Genomic DNA, 16,740 nt, shown 5'->3' on the forward strand with positions numbered 1-16,740 from the left:
CCAAAGTATGAAGATCGTCTTTTTTTGAAAACGTTTTTAATTATACTGAATGAAAGGAATCGGCAACATGTTGCTTCTGCTAAGAAGGAGCAAATGCCGCAAGTTCGATAAGCAAAAGAAGAGAGCCTAATGATTGGAGAGAATAATAGTGGAAACCGTAAAACTAAAAGAACTGATTGACCAAATGACTGTAGCTGAAAAAGTGGGCCAGTTGGTCCAATTGACGCCAGATTTTTTTGCGCAAGGAGGAGAAATCACCGGTCCGATGCAACAATGGCACATGAGTGAAGACCAATTATTTTCGATTGGTTCTGTGTTGGGCACTCATACTGCGGAACAAGTGTATGCCATCCAAACGTCTTATCTTGAGAAAAGTCGCTTAAAGATTCCTCTTGTTTTTATGGCAGATGTTATCCATGGGTATGAAACGATTTTCCCAATTCCACTGGCCTTAGCATCTTCCTTTGATGCGCAGTTAATGGAAGAGGTTGCTAAAGCTTCAGCAAAAGAAGCGGCAGAAGCTGGTGTCCATGTCACGTTTTCACCGATGGCGGATCATGTTAAAGACGCGCGCTGGGGAAGGGTCTTGGAAAGTAATGGGGAAGATCCGACCTTATCTGCGGTGTTGACGGCTGCTTATGTACGAGGGTATCAAGGAACTGCTTCCCTTGCAGAAAATAAACAGCGAATTGCTGCTTGTGTCAAACACTTTATCGGCTATGGCGCTGCAGAAGGCGGCCGGGATTACCATACTGTCGATTTGTCTGATCTGGAGCTCTACCAAAATTATCTGCCCGCGTTTCAGGCGGCGATTGAAGCTGGTGCAGAATTGGTCATGACTTCTTTTAATACGATCCATGGTGTGCCGGCCACAGCCAATCAACCATTGTTGCAGGAAGTATTGCGAGAAAAGCTTGGGTTTGATGGCTTGATCATCTCAGATTGGGCAGCGGTGGCGGAATTGATGGCGCATCGTGTAGCTGCTGATCGAAAGGAAGCCGCACAGAAAGCTTTTACTGCAGGTGTCGAAATGGATATGATGAGTGATTGCTATTTGAACGCACTAGAGCAAATCATTCAGGCAGATCCTGCTATGAAAGAGCAGTTGAATAAGGCGGTTTTTCATGTGCTACATTTAAAGAACAAGCTAGGCCTTTTTGAAGACCCTTATAGAGGGTTAGCACCGGAAAACTTAACGCCTAGACTCCTAAAGGAAACCCGTCTTCTTTCACGAGAAGCAGCAAAGCAAACAACGGTTCTTCTGAAAAACCAGGCATTGTTGCCTTTGCAGAAAAAACAAAAGGTCGCGCTGATCGGTCCCAAAGCAGATTCAAAGGATCTTTTGGGGGCTTGGTCGTGGATCGGCAAACCAGAGGCTGCGGTCTCCTTAGCGGAAGGTCTTTCTCAAAAAGAAATTGACTTAACTGTCTTACCGTACCCTGATGGGGAAATGTTGACGAGCGCCTTTCTTGATGAGGCGTGTAAAGTCGCTAAAGGAGCTGAGGTCGTTTTATTGGCTCTGGGGGAAACCAGCGAGGAAGCGGGAGAAGCGGCAAGTCTGACCAAACTTTCTTTATCAAGAAAGCAAGAAACATTGATTGAAGCAGTAAGTCAGGTCAATCCTAGGATCGCAACGATTCTTTTCTGTGGCAGACCACTGGTTTTGACCGCCATCGAGCCTCTTTGTCAAGCAATCATGATTGCCTGGTTCCCTGGATCAGAAGGCGGTAATGCATTGGCAGATTTGTTGATGGGCGAATCTGAACCGCAAGGACGTTTAGCTATGAGTTTTCCAAGGGCAGAAGGACAGTTGCCGTTGACTTATGCTCAACTCTCTACAGGTCGGCCACTGACAGAAGAGAATAGTGATCAAAAATATATTTCGCGCTATATGGATGAAAAAAATGAGCCGTTGTTTTCTTTTGGCTCGGGGATAGGCTATAGTAAATGCACGATTACCCACACCCAAATCATTATTCCTCAGGAAAAGGGTGCGCCATTTGAGATCAGTTGCACACTGAAAAATGAGGGCGATGTGCCGCATACAACGACATTGCAACTCTATAGCAGAGACGATGTTACGGAAGTAGCACGACCGATGAGGGAATTGAAACAATGGCAAAAAATCCATCTTGCTGCAGCCGAAGAAAGGCAGCATTCATTCTATGTTACACCAGAGGATTTTGCTTATGTTCATTCCGATTTCTCGACAGAAAGTGATCCTGGTACGATTTCCTTATACCTTGGCTTTGCTGCTGCCTCAGCGAAGTTGATTGGTACGCTCACGATTTAAAAGCCTTTCGAGGCTTTTTTTTTCGGGTACAACTTGTACCAAAGTGGCACAGGTTTCAAGGTGCTGGTACATGCGCCAACTAGTCCTAGAACCATTGTGGGTGAAAACGTTTTTATATATAGTTGGTTTATCGGATGGCCAACCTTAGAGTGGTCGTTGATTTTTTCAGAAAAATAAAAACGTTTTTATTTTTGGGAAGAATCCTTCAGGAGGGGAGAATCATTTGACAAATCGAATCACGATTCGGGAAGTGGCAAAGGAGGCAAACGTGTCGATTGCGACCGTGTCTAAAGCATTAAACGGTGTCGATGTTGTTCGGCCCGCAACGAAAGAACGTGTGATGGCTGCCGCGCAGCGGTTGCATTATGTCCCAAATTTGATGGGCAAACAATTAAAAAACACGAAAACCAAGATGCTTGGTTTTTACACCACCAGCATTAAGGGCCCCTACTTTAGCGTACTAGTTGAAGCCATTGCCAGAGAGGCAGAAAAACATGGGTATGCAGTCAACGTGTTTTTATCTGCAGATAAGCGCGTTGTCCTCAATAGTATTTTAGGTGGTGTTGTTGATGGCATTATTGGATTTGAAGATTTTTTAACGAAGCAGGATTTGGCTGCGATGGAACGAGAACAAATCAAAGCCGTCTTTATCGATCGAAACATTCAAGAGAAGAACTTCGGCAGTGTAGTCTTTGATTCTTTCGAAAAAGGGAAAGCAGCCACCGAGTATCTTTTGTCACTTGGCCACAAAAAAATTGCCTTTATCAGTGGTATTACTGGTGTTTATGATAGTGATGAGCGTTTAAGAGGGTATTTAGAAGCATTAAACGAGGCAGGGGTTTCTAAACGGTCGGACTATCAATTGCAGGGGTTCTTTGAAGAAGAACGAACGAGAGTCCGCGTGCAACAGTTTTTGCTAGAGCAGAAAGATTTACCCACAGCGTTTCTGGCGGGAAATGATCTTAGTGCGATAGGAACGGTCAAGGCGATCCATGAGACCAAGTGGCGGGTGCCGGATGATTTCAGCGTAATTGGCTTTGATGGCATCGATCTCTTGGACTATTTCATGCCTCGGTTGACGACTGTGAAAAATCCAATCCAATTGCAAGGGGTCACGGCAGTAAACCACTTGATCGAAATGATTGAGGAAAATGCATGTGGTGTCTCCTACGTTTTACCAGGAGAATTGAGTATTAAGCAATCGACAAAACAAGTAAATGAATAATGAGGGTGAAGCAATGTTTATTGGAATTGATGTTGGAGGAACGGCTATCAAATATGGTGTGATTTTGAGAACGGGTGAAATTGTGAAGAAAGGACAGATGCCAACCATTCATGAAAAAGAAAAATTTTTGCAATCCATCACAGCATTGATCGAATCGCTGCAGCAAGATGCAGTGATCGAAGGTGTCGGTATTAGCGCACCGGGCATCATCCAAAAAGATGGCACGATGATCACGGCAGGATCAATCAAACCGCTTTATGGAATCAACCTAAAGTTGGAATTAGAGAAACGTGTCAAGCTGCCAGTCCTTGTTGAAAATGATGCCAATGCTGCAGCGATTGCTGAAAAATGGCTTGGGCATGCACAGGCTTGTGAGAACTATCTTTGTCTTGTTGTGGGAACTGGTATTGGTGGCGGGATCATCGTCAACAATCAGCTCTATCGAGGCAGTCATGGCATGGCAGGTGAATTTGGGTGGATGCTGATCGACACATTGCCTGAACAGGGAAATCTAGAGTCAGTTTCCTTGAATCAACGAGCAGCCATCGTGGGTGGTCTTTGCCATCAGTATCAACTGGCACTTCAGCAACAAGGGCGAAGTGATCTGCCTCAAGATGCAGTCGAGATCTTCCAGAGAGGAGAACAAGGAGAAGTAGTAGCGAACCAAGTGATTGCTCAATTTTTCCAAGATTTATCAGTGGGCTTACTGAATTTGATCAGTACATTTGATCCCGAGCTGATTTTGGTTGGTGGTGGGGTCAGTGAAAATGATGGTTTCATGACAAGGCTTGAAGAGACCATGAGCCAGCTAAAAGCTCGCCATGAAAGTATTGGTTATTTAGAAGGTCGCACGATTGCACCGATTCAACGAGCAAAATTAAAAAATGATGCTGGTATGATTGGTGCGGTCTATCAATTGATGAACTAATAAAGGAAAGCATGTATTTCCTTTGGGTGAAAAAGTAAGCGTTTTAGAAAGGGTGGAAAAATGGAATCAAAAGGTGTCATGCTAAAAGCAACCCCACAGAAAAGGTCATTTTTGCAAAAACTAAAAAGCCAAAGCTTTTATCAAGCGATGGTTTGGCCAGGTATTATCTTGATGATTATTTTTAATTTTATCCCATTGTATGGGATCGTTATCGCGTTTAAAGATTACTCAGTTCTTGATTCGATCGCAAATGCGGAGTGGGTCGGTACTCAATATTTTCAAGAATTTTTTAGTGATTCAATGTTTTGGACGGTGATGAGTAATACATTGGGCATCAGCTTTTTTAAACTACTGATTGGCTTTCCAGCGGCGATTGGTTTAGCGGTATTGATCAATGAAATCGTTCATGTGCGCTTGAAGAAGGTCGTTCAAACGGTGTCTTATTTGCCGCACTTTCTTTCTTGGGTCATCTTAGGTGGCATGTTTATTACGTGGTTGTCTGATACCGGTCTGGTCAATAATTTACTGTTAGGTTTTGGGTTGATCGATGAACCGATCCGCTTCTTGACCGATCCCGAAAAATATTGGGCGATTGCAGTCATTTCCGATATTTGGAAAGAAGTTGGCTGGAATACGATTTTATACATCGCTGCTATGACGGGGATCAATCCAGCTCTTTATGAAGCAGCTAGAATGGATGGCGCCACGAAGTTCCAGCAGATCACGCGGATCACGATTCCTTCGATCCGTCATATTATCGCCTTGACATTTGTTTTGTCAGTGGGTGGGTTATTGGGTTCAAACCTCGATCAGACACTCGTCTTACAAAACCCTGTCAATTATCAGTCCAGTGAAGTCATTAATTCATTTGTCTATAAAATGGGGATCCAACAAGGAGACTTCTCCTATGCGACCGCCGTTGGCCTGTTTGTGTCGGTTGTTTCTTTGATCCTCGTAGTAGGAAGTCATCTTTTGACCAAAAAAATCAGTGATGAATCAGTCTTTTAGAGGAGGAAAAGTATGAAACAAACATTTTCAAAAGATGAGAAGATCTTCAATACCGCCAATGTGATTTTCATGGTATTCTTTTTAGCCATCATTGCGTTGCCATTATGGAATATCGTCGCTTTGTCGTTCAATGATGCAACCGATGCCGCAAGAGGGGGGATCTATTTCTGGCCACGGGAATTTTCACTAGAAAGTTACTACACCGTTTTTGAAGATTCTGCGATCTATAAAGCTTTTGTTATCTCAGTTGCAAAAACAGTGATTGGCGTTGTTTTGCATACGGCATTAACGGCGATGGTCGCCTATGGGATGAGTCGCAGAAACTTAATGGGACGGAAAATCTACATGAACATGGGGATTTTAACGATGTTCGTTTCCGGAGGAATGATCCCAACCTTTCTCTTATTCAAAGAATTAGGATTGTTAAATAATTTTTGGGTTTACATCATTCCTGTCTTATTTTCTTTTTACGATATGGTGATTTTGATGAATTTTTTCCGGAGCATTCCATTTTCGCTGGAAGAATCTGCCATGATGGATGGCGCCAATCCTTTTATTATTTTCGTGAAAATCATTTTGCCATTGTCCCTTCCAGTTTTGGCAACCATTGCATTATTCCACGGCGTCTTTCAGTGGAACGACTACATGACCGCCAATATCTATGTGGATGATCGTAGTTTATATCCTTTACAAATGCTACTATTTCGGATCGTTTCGGAAAATCTATCGCCCGCAGTGGCGACCGGAACCAATGTTGTCAGAAATACAACTTCACAGTCATTGCAATTAGCAACCATGGTGGTAACGACGGTTCCTGTCGTCGTGATCTACCCATTTTTACAAAAGTACTTTATTCAAGGGATGACTCTTGGATCAGTAAAAGAATAGACAAAAGGAGAGAAAAAAATGAAAGCAAGCAAATTATTTTTAGGGATCGGTCTCGTATGTACATCAGTCATGGTATTAGGTGCCTGTGGTAATTCCAGCAGCGAGTCAAAAGGAGCTGCTGAGGTAGAAGATCTGCCAGAAGCTCGCTTTGAAGCAGACAAAGATATACCAAGCTGGCAAAAAGACACCGACCATGAAGCTACCTTAAAATGGTATGTCAATTTTGATTGGTATGCTCAGCCGGGGTGGGGCAAAGACACTGTGACGCGAAAAATCAAAGAAGACATGAATATCAATGTCGAATTTATTTCAGGAAATGACGAGAACCTTAATACGATGCTAGCTGGTGGCGATCTTCCAGATATCATGACCTTCGATAAAAACCTGTCTGCTGCAAATGAAGCGACAAAATTTGCCTTGCCATTGAATCTTTTGGCAGAAAAATATGACCCTTACTTCTTAGAACATGCAGCGAAACCGGAATCTGTTCAATGGTTTACTTTAGAAGATGGCAACATTTATGGATACCCGAGCTTTTCCACGACTGCACAAGATTATGAGGACGGCAATGTAGTGGGAGACCAAGTTTTCATTGTCCGCAAAGATATTTACGAAGCGTTAGGTGAACCCGATATGTCGACGCCAGAAGGATTTTTAGATGCGTTAAAACGGGCAAAAGAAGCATTTCCGACAGCAGATGATGGTGCAGCTCTAGTCCCATTTGCTTCGACTGCACTAGATATTTCCAATGGTGGGGATGGCGCCTATGGTGGTACTTTGCAAGACTTTCTCAGTATCGCACCAAGTGTAGACGGTCAATTCAATGATCGTGACGCTGATGAGGAATACATCACTTGGATCGAGACATTTAGAAAAGCGTACAATGAGGGATACATCAACAATGACCAGTTTTCAGACAATGACAACACGATGAAGGAAAAACTAGGACAAGGGCGTTATTTTGCTTACCTGCATACGAATACGAAGGGACTCAATGAGTTTATGTCCGATAATAATGCCCGTAATCCTGAGCAAACCTATATTGCCGTCGATGGTCCGAAAAATTCGAATGGCGATGATTCCACTTTTACTGGCGGAAATATTGGTGGATGGACACAAACCTTCATCACGACGTCGACAAAAGAACCCCAAAAAGCCATGGAACTTTTGACCTATTTAGCAAGTGAGTATGGCACGATGGTCACTACCTTTGGTATCGAAGGGGAAACATACAATCTTGTGGATGGCGTGGTTGAGTACTCAGAAGAAACAGAAGCGTTACGAAATTCTGATATTGCTCGCTTTGATAAGGAAATTGGTTTAGGTTCTTATTGGTTTGTTGGCAATGACAATTACGCCATTCAAATGGGACAAAAACCAGCAACATCGATTCGGCAGATGGTGGAATGGTCGCAAGACAAATTGGCGCCGCGTTTTGAGATCGAAGACATTGATCCTCGCACCGGTTCTGAAGCAAGAAACCTCACTTCCATCAACACAGCAAGAGTGCAAGCGTTGGTCAACTTTATTCAGGCAGACTCGGAAGAAACGGGACGTCAGATTTGGGAAGATTACTTACAAGAACGAGAAAATAATGGTTGGTCAGCAATCGTTGATTATCGAAATGAGAAAATCGCTGAAAATATTGAAAAATTAAACTAAAGGTGTGTGAGTGTGATGTTTGCTTTAGAGAGTCGTTTTTATCGTCTTTGCGAAATCGTTTTTCGTATGCTGGTATTGAATCTCTTGTTTTTAGTGGTATCGTTTCCGATCATCACGTTTCCAGCCGCTTTGCGAGCAGTGGTCGATGCTTACGAACATCCTGAAGCAAAACTGCTAAAACCCTTTTTGAAAAATAGCAAAAGCGCGTTATTGAAGACTCTGCCACCAGGGGTCTTCAATCTCTTCTCATTTTTATGCGGACTCAGCTTGTGGCGTTCTGCTACTTTGACGAATTCATTGTTTTTCTCTTTTTTGACCATCATTTTTCTTACTTTTTTGTTGTCCTACAACATTAACCTGTATGTGATGCAATCAAAAATGCAAGATCGGCAAAACCTGTTTGACCTTTTTCGTAGTAGTTTTTTCTTTACGATGATGCACTACCATAAAGGGATCGGAATCTTAGTCCTAGCAGCGATCGGCTATTTCTTCACATGGCAATCAGCACCAGGTATCTTCTATCTGTTTTGTCTGTCTGGTCCCTTGTATTTCTATCAAAAAGTGTTGCATCTAAACAGAGTGGATCAATCTTGATTCACTCTTTTTTTGTTGCTTGTAATCGCCACTAGCAAGGAAGTAAACAGGATGAAACACATTCCAATCTTTGAAACGCATTGAATTGAAAACGTTTGCTATTCTATTAGTAACAAATGTTTCCTATAATGAACCTACAAATCAATTACAAAGGAGTTTCCTCAATGAAAGAAAAAGTGATGGATGCGATGCAGAAATTCTCCAAGGCAATGTTTGTGCCCGTCTTGATTTTGCCGATCGCAGGGATATTGATTGCCGTTGGGAATGTGTTTACAAATGTCCGCTTGCTTGAGCAGTTTCCCTTTTTGGATAATCCGATAACCACCGGTTTTGGTAGTATCTTGTCCGCTTCCTTATTACCGATTTTAACCAATTTGGGCATTATTTTTTGTGTCGGGATTGCTCTAGGGTTAGCTAATAAGAAAAAAGCTGAAGCGGGATTTACCGCGTTGTTAGGTTATTTCGTCTTCTTGAATGCCATGAATAAATTCATGGAGCTTCGGGGGATGTTGGTTCCAGCCGATGCCCTTCAAGGTTCAGGACAAGCGATCGTTTTAGGAATCCAAGTGTTGGACATGGGGGTCTTTCTGGGGATCATTTTAGGGATCGTCGTAGCATTGATCCATAATCGTTTTATCGATACGACCTTTAACAATGCCTTTCAAGTTTATGGCGGCGCGCGCTTCGTCTTTATTGTCTTGATTCCGGTCGTCGTGTTATTAGCCATCGTTTCCACATTTATATGGCCAGTAATACAAACTGGCATCGACGGTTTAGGCGGCATCATTCAACAAACGGGCAACTTTGGCATCTTCTTGTACGGTATGTTGGAACGCTTATTGATTCCAACTGGCTTGCATCACTTGATCTACACGCCGTTTTTGTATACCTCATTAGGCGGTGTCGCAGAAGTTGGCGGTCAAGTCTTTGAAGGGGCACGAAACATTTATTTTGCGGAAATTGCTGACCCAGCAGTCCGCGTATTATCGCAAAGTGTCATTTGGGACGCTCGTGGGATCTCAAAAATGTTTGGACTGATCGGTGCCTGTTTGGCGATGTATCAAACGGCAAAACCAGAAAATAAAGTCAAAGTCAAAGCCATTTTGATTCCAGCTGTCGTCACTTCCTTTATTGCAGGTGTGACTGAACCAATCGAATTTTCTTTTATGTTCGTGGCACCTGTTTTGTTCGTCATTCATTCTGCACTTAGCGGCTTGAGCATGGTGGCGTTAAATCTCTTTGGTTCTCGCGCCATCGGACCGAATGGCTTCATCGACTTTCTTTTGTACAACTTGCCCTTAGGGATCGAGAAAACTCGCTGGCCAGTGTACTTGATCGTCGGAGTCGTCTTCTTCTTTCTTTATTACTTCTTGTTCCGCTTTTTGATCACGAAACTGAATTTGAAAACGGTCGGGCGTGAAGAAGATGGGACAGAGACCAAACTGTATTCGAAGAAAGAGTACAAAGAAAAACAACTTGCTGGAGCAGGTGTCGGGGTCATGGCGAGTGACCAAGCCGCCATTAGTCCGACTGGTGAAACAAGTATCTCAGCAATCATCACCAAAGCGCTAGGTGGCGATGACAATATCAAAACCATCGACAACTGCTATACCCGCTTACGTTTAAAACTAAAGGATCCTGAACTCGTGGATGAAGCGCTACTAAAAGACGAAACACAAGCCAAAGGCGTGATCAAAAATGGTGAAAATGTCCATGTCGTTTACGGGTTGACTGTGCCGAAAGTGCGGGAAGAATTAGAAAATTATCTTGGAAGAGAAGGAGAGATTGAATGATGAAAAATTTTTCAGTAGTGATCGCAGGGGGCGGCAGTACCTTTACCCCGGGAATCGTTATGATGCTACTTGACAATCAAGAACGCTTTCCTTTAAGAAAGCTGAAACTATACGACAATGATGAAGCACGCCAAGCGATCCTCGGCGAAGCCCTGGCGATCTTATTAAAAGAACAAGCACCGCAAATCGAATTTTCATTTACGACGGATCCTGAAGAAGCCTTCAGCGATGTCGATTTCTGTATGGCGCATATCCGAGTAGGAAAGTATGATATGCGGGAAAAAGATGAAAAAGTCCCCTTGCGTCATGGCGTCTTTGGTCAAGAAACCTGTGGTCCAGGAGGGATCGCTTATGGGATGCGCAGCATCACTGGTATGCTGGAGATCATTGATTACATGGAAAAGTATTCCCCCGATTGTTGGATGCTGAATTATTCCAATCCAGCTGCAATCGTAGCTGAAGCATGTCGAGTCTTGCGTCCTAAATCAAAAGTTCTGAATATCTGTGACATGCCCGTGGGCACGTTGCGTCGCATGTCGCAAATCATTGGCAAACAGCCAGAGGAGTTAGAAGTTCGCTACTTTGGCTTGAATCATTTTGGCTGGTGGACTAGTGTCAAAGACAAAGAAGGCACGGAGTACATTCAAACCATACGTGACTATGTTGCAGAACATGGCTATTTGACGCAGATCGAAGTGGATACCCAACATACAGACCCAAGTTGGCAAGACACCCACAAAAAAGCCAAAGACCTCTTGGCTCTCACACCAGAATATCTGCCAAATACGTACTTGAAGTATTATTTATACCCAGATTACGTCTACGAACACATGAAAGAACACCCAGAGTATACGCGTTCCAATGAAGTGATGGAAGGACGGGAAAGACGAGTGTTCGATCATGCCAAAAAGATCACTGCACAAGGATCTGCTGAAGGGATCGCTTTTGAGATTGATGCCCATGCAACCTTTATCGTTGATTTGGCACGCGCCATCGCTTTTAATACGCATGAGCGAATGGTCATGATTGTGGAAAACAACGGCGCGATTGCGAACTTCCCGGATGATGCCATGGTGGAAGTGCCATGTATCGTCGGTTCTGATGGACCAGAAGCCCTCGCTCAAGGAAAAATTCCTGCCTTCCAACAAGCGCTCATGTTCCAACAGGTGACTGTGGAAAAATTAGTGGTCGAAGCATATGTGGAAAAGAGCTATCAAAAAATGTGGCAAGCGTTAAGCCTTTCCAAAACGATTCCTAGCGCAAAAGTAGCCAAAGAGTTACTCGATGATTTGGTCTCGGAAAATGGTGATTACTGGCCAGGATTGTCTTGATTTGTTTCACATTTGCGAAACATTTGCTGATTGGCTAACTGGAAAGAGGAAGATTCTCCAAGAATCTTTCTTTTTTTGATTTTTGCTGTAGAAGAATACTTCTCTGAAGAAAATCATCACTAAACGTCTTCTCAACAAAACGATCAGACAGGTATGCTAGAATATGCCACTAACTATGGTAGAATAAAGCTAATTGAATCAGATGAGAGGGAGCAATGCGATGTTTTTAGGGATTGATATCGGCACGACAGCCATAAAATTTGGGGTCATTGAAGATCGGAAAATCATTTACTCACAGTCATTACCAATCAAAACCCATAGCCACGGGTTAAAACAGACCCAATCAGCGACCCAGATTAGTAGCCAATTGATCAGTGGTGTCACAACGATTCCCGCTCAATTAAAAGCGGCAATCACAGTGATCGGGTTCAGTACCGCCATGCACAGTTTGATGCCAGTGGCTGGTGAGACAGCAGAAGAGATTTACATTTGGTCAGACAATCAAGCGAGTCAAACGATGACGGCCTTTCGTCAAACGGATCTGGCGGCAACGTTTTATGAAGAGACAGGGACACCGATCCATGCAATGTCTCCCTTTGCGAAACTGGCTTACTTTCAAACAAGTGGTTCATATTCCAAAGAGACGAAATGGTTAGGCTTAAAAGAACTAGCAATGGCGTTGTTTACCGGACAAGCACGGATCGATTATAGTACCGCATCAGCAACCGGTCTTTTTTCTTTGAAAGAAAAGCAATGGAGTCAAAAGATTCTCACCTATTTATCCCTTTCAAAAGCCCAATTAGCGCCTTTATGTGCACCGACTGATCGTTTTTTGATTACCGAGGAGATGGCGCAGCGGTGTGGCTTGAAGCCTGAGGTAGAAGTGATGTGTGGGGCTAGCGATGGGTGTTTGGCAGCATATGCTGGCTATATTTCTACAGGGATCCGCAACAGCTTGACGATCGGGACCAGTGCGGCGGTTCGTAAAGTAAGTGAGACCACCGTCTTTGATGACCAAAAACAAAATTTTTGCTACTATCTGCAAGATGACCTCTATGTCGTAGGGGCACCTTCGAATAATGGTGGCTGTGTCCTTGCTTGGGCAAAAGAGACCTTATCAGAAGATCCTGATGGGTTTTATCATTATCTGCCGCAAGTCATGGAGGAATCACCGATCGGCAGCAACGGCTTACGTTTTTTCCCCTATTTAAACGGGGAACGGGCACCCTTTTGGACAAATGAGATCACAGGCGGTTTTTCTGGCTTGACCCTGAAACACAATCGCTCAGACATGTTGCGAGCAGTCATCGAAGGCATGCTGATGAACATCGATTTATTAAAGCAAATGGCGCAGTTGGAAGGGGCAGTCACTGTAAGTGGTGGTTTCTTTCAAACAAAACTTTTAGGTCAAATGACCGCGGATGTGTTGGGGCTGACCTGTTATCTTTCCGATGAAAACGAACCGATATTCGGCTTGTATGATTTATACAAAAGCTCTGTTGTGCGGCAAGATCAGCCAGATGAAAAATTTGTTCCTGATCCGCAGAACCACGCGCTTTATCAAGAACTGGCAAAAACGTATTTTCAAGCATAAGCAAAAACCAGCAATCCACTAGGGTTGCTGGTTTTCTTTTTCAACACACGTGAAAGCGTCGACGATATATTCCATCAATAAGAGCAGTTTGCCAAAGAAGCTAGTGTACTGGATGTTTTGGGTGTCGTAGGGACGTTCATCTGTCACTTCAAAGGAAAAGGTCGCTAGTTGATTGGCGCGATGCTCACCGTTCCCACAAAACAAAACAGTTGGTATGTGATGTTCATTGGCTAATGCCATCTTTTCCAGCACTTTTTGTGTTTCGCCAGATTTAGAAATAGTAATCAACATACTTATGTTCTCGATGTTGTTACTAATGATCCCACCTGAGTCAGAAGCACTGACTAATAAGGTTTTGATGCCGTTGACAAGCATTTTTTTGTGTAGGTATTCTGCCACGATCCCCGAAAAACCTGTGGCATAAATCGTAATAAACTTGTTCTTGTTTTGTCCATAGATTTCTTTGATCGCTTCGATCGTATCTGCAATACTGGCAGCGTCAATTTGGTAATCGATGGCGGCTTCAGTGATCGTCTGATTTTTCAAGCGATTCTTTAAGAAGTAAAGCAGCTCTAGATAGCCAGAAAAACCTAGTTTTTGCGCAAGCCGCACGATGGTTGCTGGGGAAGTGTAGATCGTTTTAGCGATTTCTCTTAAGGGCAGTCCATCGATCGCAGCGGTATTTGCAAGCAAATAATCAAGAATTTGCAGCTCATTGTCAGTCAATTTTTTTCCTTTGATCAATACATTTAAGTCCATTGTTCGGCACTCCTTTGTCTTGTCTTCATCATACAATGAATAACGACAGAAAGTAAAATAGGAATCGCGTCATGCTGATATATAGGAAAAAAGATTGTGCATTTCCTAAAAAGATATTATAATTTCTTATATAGAAAATAAAGGTGGAGAAATGATGACACAAAAACCATATGGAACCGTACTACTAAAAGCAGCAACCATTTTAGATTACCTCGCAGAAGCGCCAAGTAAACCATTGCAAGAAATTTCAGAAGCAACGAAACTGACCCCATCCACAGCTTTGAAAATATTGGAAACGCTACAAATGATCGGCTATGTCAAACGCGACAAAGAGAAGAATTATCGCTTAGGGTCTAAGCTGATCAAGTATGCCAATCAAAACATTCAAGAGCTTGATTTAGTGGAAATCAGCTTGCCATACTTGGAAGCATTGCAGAAAACGGCGGATGAAACGATCCACTTAGGGGTCTTGACCGCCAATGAGATTCTTTATGTCAATAAATTGGAGCCTCAGAATCAAACGATCCGCATGTCTTCAAAAGTAGGAATCACAAGACCGTTGTATAGCTCTGCCATGGGGAAAGCCGTTTTAGCGGAGTTTGATGCCCCTCAAGTAGAGGAGTACTTGGCAGCAACGCCTTTAACCGCTTATACCGAAAATACCATTACAAATCAGTTGAAGTTGAAGAAAGAATTGGAACAGGCAAAAGCGAAACAAGTAGCCTTTGATGATGAAGAAATGGAACAAGAAATCTATTGCATCGGCGCCTCACTGATAAAAGATCAGGAGATCGTTGGGGCGTTTTCTATCAGCCTACCGAAATACCGCTTGACCCCAGAATACAAAACGACATTGATCGATGCGATTATTGCGACAAAACAACAAATTGAACAAGCGTTATAAACTTTTTAATGGAAAGCCCTTGCAAATAAAAACGAGAACGGTATAATGAACGTGTAAGTTTCTTTATAATAAATACCATTTTCCAAATAGGAAATAAGTGGAGGGTCTTAATGAAAAAAGTAGCGAATTTAATGAAACTAAAGGAAAGCGGTGTGATCGCTGTTGTACGTGGCGCTTCAAAAGAAGAAGCACTACAAGCAAGTAAAGCGATCGTTGCAGGGGGGATCACCGGCATTGAGTTGACTTTTACAGTGCCTCAAGCGGCGGATGTAATCGCTGAATTAGTAGCAACCTTCAAAGAGAATCCAGAGGTAGTTGTTGGTGCGGGGACCGTTCTTGATGCAGTGACCGCCCGCTTAGCGATCATGGCAGGAGCAGAATATGTCGTCAGCCCAACCTTTGATCAAGAAACGGCTGAATTATGTAATTTATATCAAATCCCGTATCTGCCTGGTTGCATGACCATTTCAGAAATGAAGGACGCCTTAAAAGCAGGCGCAGATATCATTAAACTATTCCCGGGTAGTGCGTATGGACCAAGTATCATCTCGGCCTTCAAAGCGCCATTGCCACAATTAAACATTATGCCGACCGGTGGTGTCAGCTTAGACAACATGCAAGAATGGTTTGCAGCGGGTGTTGTAGCCGTTGGTGTAGGGGGGAATTTGTTAGCGCCAGCAGCAAGTGGGGATTTTGACAAAGTAACAGAAGTAGCGAAACAATATGCGGCAAAATTAAAAGAGATTCGAGGAAAGTAAGATGGCAAACATTCTGACACTAGGAGAAATCATGTTGCGTCTATCGACAACGTTAGGCGACCGAATCGCCCATAGTTCGACGTTTGCTGCCCATTATGGTGGCGGGGAAGCCAATGTTGCGATTTCCTTGGCAAATTTTGGTCATCACGTTTCTTTTGCTAGTAAAGTGCCTGAGAATGCTTTAGGAGATGCCGTTTTTCATCATTTACGAAGCTATGGCGTCGATTGTCGCCACTTGCTTCGTGGCGGTTCCCGACTAGGTACTTACTATATTGAAACCGGTATCGGGGAACGAGCAGCGCGAGTGGTTTATGATCGCGCAGCCTCTAGCTTTGCTCAAATGAAAGAAAATGAGTGGCAATCTGACCTTTTTGATGGGGTTGACATTGTTCACCTTTCAGGGATCACGCCAGCTCTTTCAACGACTTGGCAGACACTTTTGCTGACGTTGATCAAAGAAGCGAAAGCAGCTGGTTGTAAAATCAGTTTCGATATCAATTATCGTGGAAAACTGTGGACGACCGCTGAAGCACGCGTCTTTTTGCAAGAAGTGCTCCCTTATGTCGATTATTGCTCGGCAGGACAGTTAGATGCCCAAGTCTTTATGGATGTATCAGCTCCAACAGAGGAAGTCGAAGATGACTACTATTATCAAGAAATGCATCGGAAATATCCAAATATCCAGTTCTTTTATTCAACTAGTCGTCAGGTGCTCTCAGCAAGTCACAATCAATTGACAGGAAGCCTATGGCATAACGGCAATTATGTCGTTTCTGCTACCCATGAGATCAATCCCATCGTTGATCGCGTCGGAGGCGGCGATGCCTTTTCAGCTGGTGTCCTACATGGTCTTGTCACGAAGAAACAAGACCAAGAAATCATTGATTTTGCCACTGCAGCATCTGCTTTGAAACATACGATCCATGGCGACTGTAATCAGTTTAGCGCCAATGAGATACAAGAATTTATTGCAACAGGTTCAGGAAAAATTATCCGATAGGAG

At 43.3% G+C, this 16,740-nt stretch carries 14 protein-coding genes; 13 read left to right on the plus strand and 1 reads right to left on the minus strand.

Annotated features, from left to right (window positions below; all coding sequences use genetic code 11):
• Window positions 1–148 precede the first annotated feature (148 nt).
• The 10 genes from IGJ26_RS06755 to IGJ26_RS06800 all read left to right on the plus strand — a co-directional run bounded on the left by IGJ26_RS06755 (window position 149) and on the right by IGJ26_RS06800 (window position 13,316).
• Complete coding sequence (locus IGJ26_RS06755; RefSeq protein ID WP_194199465.1) at window positions 149–2,293, plus strand: glycoside hydrolase family 3 N-terminal domain-containing protein; 2,145 nt, start codon at window positions 149–151, stop codon at window positions 2,291–2,293.
• A gap of 223 nt (window positions 2,294–2,516) precedes the next feature.
• Window positions 2,517–3,518 (plus strand): LacI family DNA-binding transcriptional regulator, encoded by a 1,002-nt coding sequence (locus IGJ26_RS06760; protein ID WP_042890402.1) that lies wholly within the window; start codon window positions 2,517–2,519, stop codon window positions 3,516–3,518.
• Between the two features lie 13 nt (window positions 3,519–3,531).
• The gene (locus IGJ26_RS06765) at window positions 3,532–4,446 is read left to right on the plus strand and encodes an ROK family protein (RefSeq protein WP_176462023.1); all 915 of its coding nucleotides are present in this window, start codon (window positions 3,532–3,534) and stop codon (window positions 4,444–4,446) included.
• Between the two features lie 60 nt (window positions 4,447–4,506).
• Window positions 4,507–5,454, plus strand: a complete 948-nt coding sequence (locus tag IGJ26_RS06770; RefSeq protein ID WP_005236531.1) for an ABC transporter permease — start codon at window positions 4,507–4,509, stop codon at window positions 5,452–5,454.
• A 12-nt stretch (window positions 5,455–5,466) separates the two neighbouring features.
• The gene (locus IGJ26_RS06775) at window positions 5,467–6,342 is read left to right on the plus strand and encodes a carbohydrate ABC transporter permease (RefSeq protein WP_005236529.1); all 876 of its coding nucleotides are present in this window, start codon (window positions 5,467–5,469) and stop codon (window positions 6,340–6,342) included.
• 18 nt (window positions 6,343–6,360) lie between these two features.
• Window positions 6,361–8,004 (plus strand): ABC transporter, encoded by a 1,644-nt coding sequence (locus IGJ26_RS06780; RefSeq protein WP_086338114.1) that lies wholly within the window; start codon window positions 6,361–6,363, stop codon window positions 8,002–8,004.
• Window positions 8,005–8,019: 15 nt separating this feature from the next.
• On the plus strand, window positions 8,020–8,598 hold the full coding sequence (locus IGJ26_RS06785; protein WP_194199466.1) for a hypothetical protein: 579 nt from the start codon (window positions 8,020–8,022) through the stop codon (window positions 8,596–8,598).
• A gap of 164 nt (window positions 8,599–8,762) precedes the next feature.
• A complete protein-coding gene (locus IGJ26_RS06790) occupies window positions 8,763–10,391 on the plus strand; it encodes a PTS transporter subunit EIIC (protein ID WP_104010374.1) in 1,629 nt (542 codons plus the stop codon).
• Window positions 10,391–11,722 carry a 6-phospho-alpha-glucosidase gene (locus IGJ26_RS06795; protein WP_086338716.1) on the plus strand — a complete coding sequence of 444 codons (1,332 nt, stop codon included), beginning with the start codon at window positions 10,391–10,393 and terminating at the stop codon, window positions 11,720–11,722. The genes IGJ26_RS06790 and IGJ26_RS06795 overlap by 1 nt, the downstream gene beginning before the upstream one ends.
• Before the next feature lie 220 nt (window positions 11,723–11,942).
• Window positions 11,943–13,316, plus strand: a complete 1,374-nt coding sequence (locus IGJ26_RS06800) for a gluconokinase (protein ID WP_430599969.1) — start codon at window positions 11,943–11,945, stop codon at window positions 13,314–13,316.
• Between the two features lie 18 nt (window positions 13,317–13,334).
• Here IGJ26_RS06800 and IGJ26_RS06805 read toward each other — a convergent pair whose 3' ends face one another.
• Complete coding sequence (locus IGJ26_RS06805; protein WP_008381545.1) at window positions 13,335–14,075, minus strand: MurR/RpiR family transcriptional regulator; 741 nt, start codon at window positions 14,073–14,075, stop codon at window positions 13,335–13,337.
• Window positions 14,076–14,226: 151 nt separating this feature from the next.
• Between IGJ26_RS06805 and IGJ26_RS06810 the strand changes: the two genes are divergently transcribed.
• The 3 genes from IGJ26_RS06810 (at window position 14,227) to IGJ26_RS06820 (ending at window position 16,737) form a co-directional block, all read left to right on the plus strand.
• Window positions 14,227–14,979, plus strand: coding sequence for an IclR family transcriptional regulator (locus IGJ26_RS06810; protein WP_430599970.1), 753 nt, complete (start codon window positions 14,227–14,229; stop codon window positions 14,977–14,979).
• 110 nt (window positions 14,980–15,089) lie between these two features.
• On the plus strand, window positions 15,090–15,737 hold the full coding sequence (locus IGJ26_RS06815) for a bifunctional 4-hydroxy-2-oxoglutarate aldolase/2-dehydro-3-deoxy-phosphogluconate aldolase (protein WP_016621203.1): 648 nt from the start codon (window positions 15,090–15,092) through the stop codon (window positions 15,735–15,737).
• 1 nt (window position 15,738) lies between these two features.
• Complete coding sequence (locus tag IGJ26_RS06820) at window positions 15,739–16,737, plus strand: sugar kinase (RefSeq protein ID WP_016621202.1); 999 nt, start codon at window positions 15,739–15,741, stop codon at window positions 16,735–16,737.
• The last annotated feature ends 3 nt before the right edge of the window (window positions 16,738–16,740 follow it).

The organism is Enterococcus sp. AZ095a (assembly GCF_050546735.1).
GTDB classification, from domain to species: domain Bacteria; phylum Bacillota; class Bacilli; order Lactobacillales; family Enterococcaceae; genus Enterococcus_D; species Enterococcus_D entomosocium.

Bases quoted from the DNA above. Each gene is read 5' to 3' on its own strand.
- IGJ26_RS06765 (WP_176462023.1), top strand. From the start codon at position 3,532: ATGTTTATTGGAATTGATGTTGGAGGAACGGCTATCAAATATGGTGTG.
- IGJ26_RS06770 (WP_005236531.1), top strand. From the start codon at position 4,507: ATGGAATCAAAAGGTGTCATGCTAAAAGCAACCCCACAGAAAAGGTCA.
- IGJ26_RS06775 (WP_005236529.1), top strand. From the start codon at position 5,467: ATGAAACAAACATTTTCAAAAGATGAGAAGATCTTCAATACCGCCAAT.
- IGJ26_RS06780 (WP_086338114.1), top strand. From the start codon at position 6,361: ATGAAAGCAAGCAAATTATTTTTAGGGATCGGTCTCGTATGTACATCA.
- IGJ26_RS06785 (WP_194199466.1), top strand. From the start codon at position 8,020: ATGTTTGCTTTAGAGAGTCGTTTTTATCGTCTTTGCGAAATCGTTTTT.
- IGJ26_RS06790 (WP_104010374.1), top strand. From the start codon at position 8,763: ATGAAAGAAAAAGTGATGGATGCGATGCAGAAATTCTCCAAGGCAATG.
- IGJ26_RS06795 (WP_086338716.1), top strand. From the start codon at position 10,391: ATGAAAAATTTTTCAGTAGTGATCGCAGGGGGCGGCAGTACCTTTACC.
- IGJ26_RS06800 (WP_430599969.1), top strand. From the start codon at position 11,943: ATGTTTTTAGGGATTGATATCGGCACGACAGCCATAAAATTTGGGGTC.
- IGJ26_RS06805 (WP_008381545.1), bottom strand. From the start codon at position 14,075: ATGGACTTAAATGTATTGATCAAAGGAAAAAAATTGACTGACAATGAG.
- IGJ26_RS06810 (WP_430599970.1), top strand. From the start codon at position 14,227: ATGATGACACAAAAACCATATGGAACCGTACTACTAAAAGCAGCAACC.
- IGJ26_RS06815 (WP_016621203.1), top strand. From the start codon at position 15,090: ATGAAAAAAGTAGCGAATTTAATGAAACTAAAGGAAAGCGGTGTGATC.
- IGJ26_RS06820 (WP_016621202.1), top strand. From the start codon at position 15,739: ATGGCAAACATTCTGACACTAGGAGAAATCATGTTGCGTCTATCGACA.